At 51.7% G+C, this 13,047-nt stretch carries 9 protein-coding genes; 1 reads left to right on the forward strand and 8 read right to left on the reverse strand.

What is annotated here, in order from left to right:
- Positions 1-133: 133 nt before the first annotated feature.
- From ABC831_RS05755 to ABC831_RS05780, 6 genes are all read right to left on the reverse strand, one after another.
- The gene (locus tag ABC831_RS05755) at positions 134-3,571 is read right to left on the reverse strand and encodes a dockerin type I domain-containing protein (RefSeq protein ID WP_343247284.1); all 3,438 of its coding nucleotides are present in this window, start codon (positions 3,569-3,571) and stop codon (positions 134-136) included.
- Between the two features lie 105 nt (positions 3,572-3,676).
- Positions 3,677-4,732, reverse strand: coding sequence for a glycoside hydrolase family 130 protein (locus tag ABC831_RS05760; RefSeq protein WP_343247285.1), 1,056 nt, complete (start codon positions 4,730-4,732; stop codon positions 3,677-3,679).
- Positions 4,726-7,059 (reverse strand): glycosyl hydrolase 2 galactose-binding domain-containing protein, encoded by a 2,334-nt coding sequence (locus ABC831_RS05765; protein ID WP_343247286.1) that lies wholly within the window; start codon positions 7,057-7,059, stop codon positions 4,726-4,728. Before ABC831_RS05765 ends, ABC831_RS05760 begins: the two co-directional genes overlap by 7 nt.
- A gap of 29 nt (positions 7,060-7,088) precedes the next feature.
- Positions 7,089-7,958, reverse strand: a complete 870-nt coding sequence (locus ABC831_RS05770) for a carbohydrate ABC transporter permease (RefSeq protein ID WP_343247287.1) — start codon at positions 7,956-7,958, stop codon at positions 7,089-7,091.
- A 13-nt stretch (positions 7,959-7,971) separates the two neighbouring features.
- Positions 7,972-8,907, reverse strand: coding sequence for a carbohydrate ABC transporter permease (locus ABC831_RS05775; RefSeq protein WP_343247288.1), 936 nt, complete (start codon positions 8,905-8,907; stop codon positions 7,972-7,974).
- A 98-nt stretch (positions 8,908-9,005) separates the two neighbouring features.
- A complete protein-coding gene (locus ABC831_RS05780) occupies positions 9,006-10,322 on the reverse strand; it encodes an ABC transporter substrate-binding protein (protein WP_343247289.1) in 1,317 nt (438 codons plus the stop codon).
- A 269-nt stretch (positions 10,323-10,591) separates the two neighbouring features.
- On the opposite strand from ABC831_RS05780, the gene ABC831_RS05785 reads away from it, so the two are divergent.
- Positions 10,592-11,614: a LacI family DNA-binding transcriptional regulator gene (locus ABC831_RS05785; protein WP_343247290.1), complete on the forward strand. Its 1,023-nt coding sequence runs from the start codon at positions 10,592-10,594 to the stop codon at positions 11,612-11,614.
- A gap of 202 nt (positions 11,615-11,816) precedes the next feature.
- On the opposite strand, the gene ABC831_RS05790 is transcribed toward ABC831_RS05785, so the two are convergent.
- A complete protein-coding gene (locus tag ABC831_RS05790) occupies positions 11,817-12,023 on the reverse strand; it encodes a hypothetical protein (RefSeq protein ID WP_343247291.1) in 207 nt (68 codons plus the stop codon).
- Between the two features lie 49 nt (positions 12,024-12,072).
- Entirely contained in the window at positions 12,073-13,026 is a 954-nt protein-coding gene (locus ABC831_RS05795; protein WP_343247292.1) for a phosphoglycerate dehydrogenase, read from the reverse strand.
- Positions 13,027-13,047: the final 21 nt, after the last annotated feature.

A 13,047-nucleotide genomic window follows, 5' to 3' on the forward strand; every position in this document is an offset into this window, starting at 1 on the left:
AGGTATCATGAACTGAGAGAACCATCCCAATGAAACGGTTAAAACCGGAGATGCCGCGAAAGAGCGACTTTAACTCCCCGCAGCATCTCCGGTTATTATTCCCGCCCTGCATATGGTCCGTGCTTTGAATCATTTATAACCCGCTGTCCCGCTCCATACGTACCGCTGCTCCGGAAGGCGTTTGATATTGCACATAGGTTATTTTAGGATATAAGATAACCGCATCCAGATTTACCGCTTCGTCCCCACTGTTGCTGATTACGAAACTTCTGTTTCCCTCTGCTAATTCCATTCTGCCCAGACGCTTGATCTGTACACCGCTGTTTTTCTGTAAAGCTGCGTGTATCTCGTTGGGATTGTCTTCTTCCCCAAAGGAAAGAACCCCGCTGTCTTCGGAAACCGCACCGATACTGATGTACACGTCGTAGGTACCGGGACCGGCGATCATCTGCCCGAAACTCTTGCTGCTTCCGGCCTCCATAACCGCATAGCTTCCCTTGGAATAAGCGGAGCCGCCCGACTGAATTTCCGGGGACGCCATTTTGAACAGCCCCGCCTGAACAATCGTCCCGTAGGCCTTGGCATACTCCGCCTCACCGGCGGTCGTGGTTACAGAAAACCGGATTTTCAGATGGGTTGTTCCTTCCGGGATCGCGCGGACCGCCTTGGTCTTCACCGAATTGTCTCCTGAGTACCAGGTACGGGCGCTGTAGATCATCTGGCTGTCATCTGCGATAAGGGTTTCCCGATCCTTATCATCCACGGCAAAAACCTGGGCGGAAAGATTCGTGTCAAACTGTACCAATGCCATGAAATCAAGCTTCACATAGTCTCCCGGCTGCAGTTGTCCTTCACCGCCCACCCCGACTGCGGAAACCAGTTCGCCGCCGTTATACAGGCGGATATTGTTATGTCCGACACCTTCGCAGAAAAACGCGTTACGCCCCTGCCAGTTGGAATATACTTCCTGCCATTGGCCGTTTTGCATAGCATCCGGCAGTACAGTCTGTTCCGTCTGTACCTGGTTTTCATCCAGGCCCGGATCAGAAGAAGCTTTTTTGACCAGCGCCGCATTGGAATCATTCAGGCTCCCATAGGGCAGTGGATACTCTGTATCCGGTCCGGTACGGTATAGATCTTCCGCTTCGATCACAATGGCTGTGGATTCGTCTGTTTTTACCGCATACAGGTATTGCCTCGCGGTATCGTCCTGAAGCACCCTGGCCAGTACCCGGACTGCTTCCACTACAGATTCCGCGCCGGAGTTAAGATTCACATTGTCTGCTGATACGATGCCGTCAAATGCATATCCATAATCCTGGTTAAACATAGCCGTTCCCTCTGCACTTGCATTGTCTCCCGTCCACCAGGCGGCGGCTAAGCCGGCCCACTGGGCATATTTCTTTTCTCCTGTAATCCCGGAGAGTTTCAGCAGATTATCTACATAGCTGGCCGTACCATAATTGATCTGGGGGTAAGTCTGTTTGTTCGGTGTCAGCGCGTACGCTCTGCCGGATATCAGCAGATCCGCCAGGAAGCTGTCCGCTGCCAGCCGTGCCGTGTGAATCCAGGACTCCATCCCGCAGATATCGCCGGCCATAGCCAGGGCGGCTACCTGCGTGCTGCCCCACTCATCCCAAAGATCGATACTATTGCCATAAAAATGCATGATACCGCCCAGCGGATACTCCGTCCGACCACCAAACGCGCTGGCTTCGAGCGCCTCGCCTAACCGGTATAGTTCCTGTTTTACCAGGGTGTTGTCGGGAAACAGCTCATAGTGCTTGGCCAGCGCGCCTATCGCAGCAGAGGAGACCCAGTTATCCCCGCTTAAATTCCAGGCAGGCATAGAATAGCCGGACACTGTCAGATAATCCCCATACTTTTGGCTGATTTCTGAGTCAATCCGTTGGACACACAGATCCATTGCCGACTTTACCCGGGCTTTCAGGGCCGGGTTACTGTCCCCCAAAGCCTCATACCCATAAGCGAGCGCCGTATAGCCGCGGCTTCCCCAATATCCAAAGGTTTTGTAGGAAGAAGCGCTGTCCTTTTTATAATAATTACCGGCTTCGTCTTTTGCCAGGAAGTTTTTAAATTCGCCGTCCTCTTCCTGCATATAAAGGACGAATTCCAGCATTTTCCCGATCTCCTGCAGGCTGTGGCTGTCCTGATACAGCCGGTAGTGTTCCGCCAGCGCCACAACCGCGCGGGCCGTGTCATCCAGACAGGCAAACCCCTCCTGGGCGTCCCCCACATAGTGGTACCCTTTGGAGAGATCGCTTCTGTCATTGGGCTCCGCGTATAGATTCATCACCGTCATCTGCTGTCCGTCTATGGTGATATCTTCACTCATAAAATCCAGATGGTTCAGATTCAGATAGAATTCATCCGCGTCCTGAAGGATAAACTTGCGGAAACAGCTGATATCCTTAGCGGTAAACTGGCCATCCTGATCCAGGTCAAACCCAAGGTCCGTACTTCCCTGTGCTAAAGCCTGTTCCATAAACTCAGCGTCCCTTTCGTCCACACTTCCGTTCCCATCAAAATCCAAAGGACGTGTTCCCGTCAGACCGTAAGCTTTTACACGGACAGCCTCCTGGCTGTCATTGGCCAGGGTGATCAGAATACGCTCAGACTCCCCGCTGATCTGCCCCTCTTCGGGCATCCCCCCGAAGGAAACTGTGTCCCAGCCTCCCCAGGGCTGTTCCTCATTGGAGGCCGTGAGTAGTGTGCCGTGATCACTGGAAACATTCACGGTTATCTTACTGTCATCCGCACATCGGTACGAGGTCAGAGAACCGCCTATGATATCCCCTGCATGAGGCGCGCTGTCCACAGCCCCGTCCACGTCCAGCGTTCTGGATACGGATGAGCCTGCTTCCAGACGTAACACGTTCCGGACATAAGGGGCCACGCCGCTGTTGGCGGATTTATCCCAGTCCGTATAATTCCCGGCCGGAAATACCACAGAACTTCCGTCCCGTGTAGCCCAGATCTCCAGACCGACGATCTCAACCGTGCCTGCGATCATGTCATTGTGCAGCTCAATCTGAAGATTGCCGCCATCGGCGCCGTCCTGAATCGTGCGGGACCAGTGTTGTGTCAGGCTGCCGTCAAACCCGGGCTCATCACATACCGTCACCAGTTTTCCTCTCGTTATGTTCTGCATACCGGCGCTGTCCAGGTGAAGCAGATCCCATCCTCCGGAAGCCCCGAAAGCGGCAATCTTCAGGACCGGAGCTCCATCGGCAGGAACCGCATCGGCGCTGATGTACATCTGAAGCTTCGCATGCAGCACATCCCCTTCATGAGGAGCTGCCGGGTCGGTGTTATCGATGGGGATCGCTTTCCAGGCCGCCCCGCCGCTGTTCGCAAAGCCCTGGCCCTTCTCCAATACCAGTGACTGCTCCATTTCTGCTGTGCCGGTAACTGTGTAAGTATCCGGAATCCCTGTCATACTGCTGAAATCACTATCTGCCATAGAATAGTCGACCACATTACCTCCCGCTCCCACCGCCAGCATGGAACATATCAAAGCCAGCGCGGTTGACCTGAATATATTCTGCATATTATCCGCCATTCCTTTCCAATGTACATTTAAGATACATTCATCAATTCTTTCACCTTCTCCCCCATCCGTACGTATACCGGCACAGACAGGATTTGTCCCCCATTACTCTTCTTCATATAGATACATCTCTTCCGTTCCATCCACCGCATCCCAGCCCTGGGCGAACGTAAGCTTACCGTTATAGCGCAGAATACCGCCCCAGCTTAAGGAAGCTCCTTCATGCAGTTCTAACTGCCTAAACGGCTCCTTTTTGCTGTAGAGCGCCTGCCCGCCCCCGTTCCTGCCGTCCGGACGCCGGTAATAAAAGTCCAGCAGAAGCGCATCGTCCTCTGCCCCATAGTCCGTAACGGCGCATGCCACCTCGTATAACTGTCCAAACTCGCTGACATCCAGAAACTGTCTTGGTTCAAAACTCCAGGTCAGCAGGTCATCCGACAGGCCGATATGCTGTACGCCGCCGCAGCCTTCGCTGATATACATGATATATTTCCCATTGAGCTTCACCGGCTCACCCTGAGTGTTACGCGGAATCACAGCGGATTTTGCCCAATATTTTGATACGGTTAGCGGCACCACCAGACCTCTTTTTTCCCAATGAAACAGATCCTTTGATACCGCCATCTTTACATGGCAGGCCACCTCCATGGGCATGTCGCCCAGCATGGCCCGCTCCACGTCTTTCGGCAGCATTGCCACACCGATATAGAACATGACATACTGGTCCTTTAATCTATAGATCTTGGGATCTTCACAGCTTAAGATCTCGTCCTCTTCTTCCGGAAATATAATCGGATTCTCTGCATAATCCTGCCAGCCCGTTTCAGGATTATAGACCGCCAGGCCGATCCGGGAACACAGCGTCTCTTTTTTCGGTGCGGCCCGATAGAACAGATAGAGTTTGCCATCCTGTTCGATCATGGTAGGATTAAAGATAAATCCGGATCTCCAGCCTACGTTCGTCGGATCTTTCCACAACGCCTTTTTTCTGTATGTCATGGCCTCATTCTTCTGAAAGGGACCGATAGCCCAGCCAGGTTTCGTGGCTTTCTCACATCCGAATTCTTCCACGGAAATCTCCGATATTACTCCCGGGACCGATCTGTTAATGGCCTCCTCAAAGCACTTGCGGTGTCTGGCCAGCTGTTCCTGATTCAGCATTTGAATTCCTCCTTATCCCATATATGGATCTGCTCCTTCACCTCCAAAAGAGGGGCAAAGGGCGCTTCCTTCCTTCCATTTGCGAAGCAGTAGACATTCTTCGAAACCGTCTGTGCCTGTACGTTTTGCCAGGCCAGCTCTGCGAGGATCACGGGTTCTTTTTCCGCTTCTATGGAAAATGACTGTAGCAAACAGGGCTCCTGCGTCGTCGTCAGTGCAGGGAATGCCCCCTGCCGGATCACACTGCCGTCCAGACGGTAAAACTTCCAGTTCAGCGTAAGGGGCTTGGGTGCGTCGGCCAGCTCCACCCACATCCCGCAGGTAAGTGTATCTTCATATAACACATGGTCATAGCGCAGACTGGCAAGATTCCTGCGGAAGCTTTGTTTCATGGCGTAATATGCCGCTTTTGGCTTCAGGTCATAATTCAGCAGGCTTAAACTGGCCGCGTTGGGCCACGTCTCATTGACCGCCCAGATCATGACGCCGCTGCAGTCCGGTTTCTTCCTTCTGCACTCTTCAATGATATAGCGGATACCCTCCGCCTGCAAAAACTGGCTGGCCCAGATCATATCCGGCAGGGACCCGGTCCGTCCGAAGAACCGCTCCACCATCTGTACATCCAGCCATTGATCCTGGCTGCCCCAGGCAGCCCCAAAGGCATTATGGAACCATAGGGAGGGTGAGCTTTTCTGAACCGGCCACTGCTGATCAGCCGGGATCACCGAACGGTATTGGTCCTCATTTGCCATACCGCTGCACCCCGCCTCACTGTATAAGACAGCCCGGAACGTGTTCCAGAACTCATAGAAACTCCCATCAAAGGTCCGGTAACGCTGATCCCCTTTGCGAAGATCATATCCCCAGGGGCCGTGTACCTCCCCCTCTCCCTCCAGCGGGGAGGATATATGATAAATCCTCGTATCGTCCAATTCCCTGCAGATATCAGCCAGAAGCTTCAGCGCCATTTCATCGTATCCATCGGCTCCGGCCATATAAGTATCCGTATGGAACGGCGTGAGCAGGTCTTTGATCTCGCAAGCCAAAGCTTCCCCCTTCTCACCGCCGTCCTTCAGCCGTGACCAGTCCACATAGAGCTCGTTTCCCCCGCAGTACAGCAGCACGCTGCAGTGATTGCGCAGGCGCAGCACAATCCTCCTGGCCTGATCCTCAAGCAGACGCAGATACTCTCCGGTCTCCGGGGGATTCTCACAGCATTGCGGGAAATCCTGCCACACCAGGATTCCCATTTGATCACATAAATCATAAAAGCAGTCCTTCTCCGTCAGGCCTCCTCCCCATATGCGTACCAGGTTCACCCCGCCTTCACAAAGCAGCTGCAGGAAACTTTCATAGCGTTCTCTGTCGATGGTGGCCGGAAATACATCCAGCGGTACCATATTAACCCCTTTTATAAACACAGGCGTACCATTGCATGATACCTGCAAAGGCGCAAGCTGTGCGTCAGAGCCTTTGCTGTGCATCATCTGCAGGCTGCGGATCCCATGGTGGGTATGGATATGATCCAGTTCCCGTCCGTCCTGATCCCTGAGAATGATCTCCACCTCGTAGAGATATGGCTCTCCCAGGTCATGCGGATACCAAAGCCTTGGCCTCTCTATCAGAAAGCTTACACATTCTTTTGCTTTTTCTCCCAATTCAAAGAAAAATTCCCTCTGTGCGAACCGCACGGCCAGACTGCCGGCCCCGACCGCGCCTGCGCGTTCCAGCCGGATCTGAATTTTAGCGTTATCTTCCACGATCCGGGAGGTGATATGATAGTCTTTCACATAACTGCTTTCCTTTTCCAGCAAAGATACCGAATCCCAGATTCCCATAGTCAGCATCCGCGGTGCCGCGTCCCACTTATAGCTGTTGGGACACTTCAGTCCGTAATGCCGTTTGGCCGGATCCCGCATTTCCTCCGTCAGATAAAACACAACCCAGATCCTGTTCTTACCCGAATGAAGGTGCGGGGTGACCGCAATATTGACTGTGCCGTACATACCGATATGGCTGCAAACCCGGGTGCCATTGACATATACTTCACAGCAGTAATCCAGGCCGTCAAATGACAAGATATAATTCCTGCCCCCGTCTTTCTCTATCTCTGCCTCTGTGTAATAGATCCAGGCCTTTTCTTCCGTCCAGAGAATGGTATCCAGATGATCTGCATAGAACAGCTCCTCTCTGCTTTTAAAAGCAGCCTGCTGTACATTGTACGGGACAGTTACCTCCCGGAAATTTTCTGCCCTTCCTAACCGGAGCGACGCGATCGATTCTATGTCGCTCCATCCCACTTTCCACGTTTTTAGTGGTAAATTCATAGCTCTTTCCTCATTCCAGCAAAATTTGTTTATCCTTTGATTCCGGACGTCGCCATCCCTTCTATGAACTGCTTTTGGCCAAACGCGAACAGGATGATCACCGGAACTATCGCGACTAACGTAGCAGCCGATAAGACGTTCCAGGGAATCAGATAATCATGGCCGCCGTTATTAAACAGGTTTTCAACCATCTGAAGCCCCTGGGCCAGTGTATATTTATTTTCTGACAACAGATAGAGGTTTGCTTCATAGACATCATTATAGGTACCAACAAAATACAGCAGGAACAAAGTTACAAACACCGGCTTGGAGAGCGGTACCATAATGGAGCGAAACATCTGGAATTCACCGCATCCGTCGATCTTAGCCGCTTCAAACAGGGAACCCGGTACTTTGGCAAAGAACTGGCGAAGCAGAAAAATGGCGAAAATATCTGTTCCAAAAAATTTTGATACTGTCATCGGGAGATAGGAATCCATCCAGCCCAGATTAATATAGACCTCATAACAGGGGATCGTAAGCAATTCCCCCGGAATCATCAACGCGCACATAAGAATGCCGAATATTAATTCTTTATATTTAAACTGATACCTGGCGAACCCGTACGCCGCCAGACTGCAGGTAAATATCGTCCCCAGGGATTTTACCAGGATCAAAAAAATTGTGTTAAAAAAGAAACGGACGATATGAAACTGCTCCATCTGAAATACTTCCCGGAAATTATTAAGGGTCCGTGTCTGCGGCCACCAGTGAAACGGACCGATCGCTTCCTGCATGGTCTTAAAAGAGGTCACCACCAGATAGTACAAAGGCAGCATCAAAACCACCGCAGTCAGGATCAGAATCCCTGTTATCATCCACCGGAACGCCTTGCTGCCTTTTGGCTCATTACGTTTCATGTTTTGTTCCACCTCACTCCCCGTCATCACTGACATAAAACTTTTTCAATCCGAAATTAATCACCGTGAATCCCAGGATAATCATAAAGAATAACCACGACAGTGTTGACGCGTACCCCAGCTTGAACGGCGTTTTAAAAGCCGTATTATACAGGTAAATCGGGAACAGGAGCGTGGAATTCGCGGGATACCCCTCGCCGTTCCCCATAAAATAAGCGATATTGAAGCTCTTAAAGCAGTCTATGGTGGTCATCACCACATTGAAGAAGAAAACATGGGAAATCTCCGGAAACGTCACATGCCAGAATTGCTGAAAGCGGCCAGCGCCATCCAGCCTGGCTACTTCATACAGCGACTCCGGTACCTCCTGCAGTCCGGCCAGAAATATAATCATTTTCACGCCGAATCCCCAGGCGCTGACGATCACCAGTGTCAGCAGCGCTGTCTTGGAACTCATGTACCAGCCCGGCCCCTCTATCCCAAAATAATCCAGAATCATATTCACCACGCCGCTGCTGGGGTGAAACAAGCCCTTGAACGCGGCGGCCACAGCAAAGGTCGGTATAATACAGGGAATAAAAAATATAGTTCGGAATACTCCCCGCGCACGGATTTTTGCATTGAGCAGCAGTGCCGTCAGCAGCGCCAGCAGCAGAATCAGCGGCCCTGTCGTGAGGGCATAGATCAGGGACTGCTTTACCGCTTTCAGGAAGAGCTTATCCTTTGTCAGTACATCGATATAATTTCCCAGTCCGACAAATTCCGTACCGGAAGAACCGATTCTTGTGTTGGTTAAACTGAGATAGAAAGTTCTTCCAATGGGATACACATAGAAGATCAGAAAACCGATCAGCGCGATTCCGGTAAAAGCAAAAAAATATCTCCGTTCTCTTTTGGCGAGGCATTTTGATTTTCGCTGCCCGCTATTCTTATTATCTTTCTTAAACACAGCACCTGCTCCTTTTCTTAAAATAGAGTCCGCTTGTGAAACTTATCGATTGTATTTAAGAGAGAACGGCGGTGTACGCCACACCGCCGTCCTGAAGGTTAACGATTCGATTCCAGATAATCATTGGCCTGTGCCGTGGCTTCTTTCGCCGCTTCTTCAGGCGAAAGTTCACCTTCCAGCATCAGATCGATGACCGGCTGTACCACGGTCTGAGTGCAGTTATTGAATTCCGGGTCCCTTGGCAGGGTCATAGCGTCATCCATGGCCGCGTACAGGGCTTCCAGATTCTGGGGACAGCCGCGCTCTTCCTTTTGCACCGCCAGCTTTTCATCCACCACGGACTGCCTGCAGCAGGGATATCCCAGCTCATTCATAAGCTTCGCACCCTCTTTACCGGTGAAATATTTCAAAAACGTCCAGGCCGCCTCCGGATTTTTCGTATCCTTGCTGATGGCGTAGCCCTCTACCGCGAACTCGCTGCCGGCTTTCTGCGCGCTGCCAGAAGGCAGTGCTGCGATATCCCAGTCCAGGCCCTCCACCGCGTTATAAGCCACCCACATACCGGTATGGCCGCCGTATTCCATCGCGGACAGGCCGCCTGCGAAACCGCCCAGGGCGTCATCCGTGCTGGAAGGTGCGAACTTGTACGTGCCCTTCGTAGTCTTGTCAAAGAAGAACTGAAGTCCCTTAACCGCTTCCGGGGTATCTAAGGCGCAGAGATTATCAACCATCCAGTCGCCTCCCGCCTGGCGCACATGAACCAGCCACTCGCCCCACCAGCCAAGGACCGTCGTGCAGCCCCACTGGGAATATTTTCCATCCTCCTGTTTGGTCAATGCCTGCCCGGCCTTGATAAAATCCTCCTGGCTCCAGTCATCCGTGGGATATGTAACACCGGCCTCGTCAAATAACGTCTTATTATAGTAGAGAAGGCCGACATTGAAAGAAGTGGGCATAGCCAGTAATTTTCCGTCTACCTTCAGGCTTTCCAGCGTAGCGGGGAAAAAGTCATCCGCATTGACCTCTTGTGCGTCCCGTTCCATATAAGGAGTCAGGTCCAATAACAGATCCCTGGAGCTGGAGACATGGATATCCCCGGATTTGATCAGATCCGGCGCCTGGTTGGCTGCAATCAGGGTATTATCATCTTTGTCCCAGAGAACTTCCACATGGATTCCGGGATATTCTTTTTCAAAGGCCTCAATAAATGGCTCAAACGCTGTTTTCTTCGCTGACTCCAGGCAAAAGGTAACGGTACCTTCCACAGCACCGCTGTCCGCAGCCGGCGCCACGCTTCCCGCAGGCTCATTGGCAGGCGTATCCGGCGTCTTGTTTTCCTGACCGCATGCCGTCAGCAGCGTAAACAGCATGATCATCGTCAGCGTTAACGATAAGATGGTTCTCATTTTTTTCATATTCTTCACCCTCCGGTTTTAGTTAAGTTACAAATTTATCTATTTCTTAATTTGTAACTTTATAAATTAAGTATATTCGATAGGGATGATTGTTGTCAATGGAATTTTGTCTCTCGGCCAGAAACCGTCAGATCGTACAAGATTAGCTGTTTCAATTTGTGCACCTTCACAATAGTACTGCGTTTTTCACAGCATTTTATAAGAAACCTTGCATTTTTCAGAAGAATCATTTATAGTGTTAAGTAGTTAAGTAAATTCGAGGTGATAATATGGACAATAATAAAGTTACAATGCAGCAGATCGCAGATAAACTCGGTATCAGTAAAGTCTCTGTCTCCAAAGCGATTAACAATCAGGAGGGGATCAGCCAGGAATTGCGGAAAAAAATTCTCAGCGTCGCTGTGGAAATGGGCTACATGCCGAAAAAGAAATTTACAACCGCGGACAAACAGGATTACAAGCTTGCCTTTTTCACACCGAAACGCTATTTTTTTGAAAATGAAAATTTTTATTCTCAGATTTTCTACTATCTCAATAAAGAATGTTCAGACGCCCATTATACGCTTTCCGTTTTTATCATCAACGCGGAGGATGAACACGCCGGTATCCTTCCGTCTATCTACCTGAACGATGATTTTGACGGTGTATTCGTCGGCGGAGAGATGGAATCTTCCTATATACAGAATCTGCTGCGTTTCCAGAAACCGGTGATCCTGATCGATTTCTATAAGCCCGGCCTGGATCTGGATTGTATTCTGGTGGATAACTTTTATATCGGATATGAAGCGACCACCTATCTGATTCAAAACGGCCATACGCGGATCGGGTTTGTCGGCAATATCGAACAGGCATCCAGCATAGCCGACCGATTTTACGGTTACCAAAAAGCCCTGGCCGAGAACCAGCTCACCTATTCCAAAGAATGGAACATCGTCAACAACGAACCCCTGACCGGGCTGTACACGGAGAATATTTCATTGCCCGGCGAGATGCCCACCGCTTTCCTCTGTTATTGTGACATGGCGGCTTTTTATCTGATCAAAACACTCAGCAGCAGGAATCTGCATGTCCCGCAGGATATTTCGATTATCAGTTTCGACAATACAGAAATCAGCAAAAGCAGCATACCGCCGCTGACCACCGTGGATATCAGCAAAAAGCAGCTGGCAAACCACGCTTTCCAGCAGATGCTTCTGCGGCTGGATAATCCGGACAGCAACACGCAGCGGGTGATTGTCAGCACGAAATTAGTGATCCGCTCTTCTGTTCGTCATATATCATGTGATGGTTAACTGGAGCTGAGAGGTGGGGTTCTTCCCTGGGGGGCGGGTTCTTCCCCGGGTATGGGTCCCCCCTCCGCCTGCTGGTGTCCGGTCCGAATCCCGGAGCTGCCCCAGACAACGGCGGGTGTTTGTGTCACCCTGGACGAGCGGAGGGCTTGCGCTGGCAGCAGCTAGGTGAGAAAGAGGCACCGGATTCAGGAACCGGGCCGATTCACCAGGAACGCATGACGCGTTCCCGGTTCAGCGGCCCTTGCAGGTCGGCCGTGAAGGCCGCCCCGCATCCTGAATCCGGTGCCTCTTTCTCACCAAGCTGCTGCTCAGCCGCCCTATGCTCGTCCAGGGTGACACAAACACCCGCCGTTGTCTGGGGCAGCTCCGGGATTCGGACCGGACACCAGCGGGCGGAGGGGGGACCCATACCCGGGGAAGAACCCTTAGCAGGTGAAAATTTTTTATACAGATTATACTTAAACCAAACGAAACTGCGGAGCGCGTCCTTCGAAAATGTCGATCAGTGCACGGGCCGTCACCTGCGAGGTGGCGGCACAGTTCTCGTAGGTTTCCGCAGAGGTATGGGGGGTAGCCAGATACTGCTCAAAGGCGAACAGCGGATGGTCCGGCAGGACCGGTTCTGCGGCAAAGACGTCCGTGCCCATACCGGCTATCTTTCCGCTGGCTAAAGCCCGGCACAACGCCTGCTCGTCCACGATGCTGCCCCGTGCGGTATTGATCAGCAGCACTCCGTCTTTCATGAGGCGGATGGTGTCCGCGTTGATCAGTTTCTCTGTCTCCTGAGTGGCGGGCAGATGGATGGAGATGAGATCGCTCTCTTTTAACACCTCTTCCAGGCTTACCAGGGACACGCCTAACTTTTCGGCCGCCTCTTTGTCTGGATATTTGTCGTAGGCGATCATGCGCGGATGAAAGCCCTGAAGCTTCTCAGAGACGTCCCGCGCGATGGCCCCGAAGCCCAGGAAGCCTATGGTACGGCTTTTCAGTTCGTGGGACATGGGCCGCAGCCAGCTGCCTTTTCTGACGGCTGCATTTAACACCGGGATCTGCCTGGTCAGGCTTAGCATCAGGCCAACCGCCTGCTCCGCCACTGCAGTGGTGTTGATGCCCGGGCTGTTGCACACGATGATCCCCCGCTTCTTCGCGGCTTCCAGATCGATATTATCCACACCGACTCCGAAGCGGGCGATCCCTAACAGGCGGGGAGCCTTAGCGAAGATCTCCTCATCCCAAGTGTCGACGCCTGCCACCACACCATCGATGCTGCCCACGATCTCTTTTAACTCTTCCGCCGTGCAGGGCCGGCCATGCGGATTTTCGATGATTTCGCATCCGTAATCCTCAAGAATTCTTTTGCCCTCCAGGCAGTATTTTGAATAATTCGTCACGGTGACGAGTACTTTTTTCATGGAGTTCTTCCTTTCCTGATC

Source organism: Diplocloster hominis (assembly GCF_032380655.1).
GTDB classification, from domain to species: Bacteria; Bacillota; Clostridia; order Lachnospirales; family Lachnospiraceae; genus Diplocloster; species Diplocloster hominis.

Excerpts from the sequence above, each read along its gene's own strand:
- ABC831_RS05790 (WP_343247291.1), bottom strand. The coding sequence starts at position 12,023 with ATGGGTCCCCCCTCCGCCCGCTGGTGTCCGGTCCGAATCCCGGAGCTG.
- ABC831_RS05795 (WP_343247292.1), bottom strand. The coding sequence starts at position 13,026 with ATGAAAAAAGTACTCGTCACCGTGACGAATTATTCAAAATACTGCCTG.
- ABC831_RS05780 (WP_343247289.1), bottom strand. The coding sequence starts at position 10,322 with ATGAAAAAAATGAGAACCATCTTATCGTTAACGCTGACGATGATCATG.
- ABC831_RS05770 (WP_343247287.1), bottom strand. The coding sequence starts at position 7,958 with ATGAAACGTAATGAGCCAAAAGGCAGCAAGGCGTTCCGGTGGATGATA.
- ABC831_RS05765 (WP_343247286.1), bottom strand. The coding sequence starts at position 7,059 with ATGAATTTACCACTAAAAACGTGGAAAGTGGGATGGAGCGACATAGAA.
- ABC831_RS05755 (WP_343247284.1), bottom strand. The coding sequence starts at position 3,571 with ATGCAGAATATATTCAGGTCAACCGCGCTGGCTTTGATATGTTCCATG.
- ABC831_RS05785 (WP_343247290.1), top strand. The coding sequence starts at position 10,592 with ATGGACAATAATAAAGTTACAATGCAGCAGATCGCAGATAAACTCGGT.
- ABC831_RS05760 (WP_343247285.1), bottom strand. The coding sequence starts at position 4,732 with ATGCTGAATCAGGAACAGCTGGCCAGACACCGCAAGTGCTTTGAGGAG.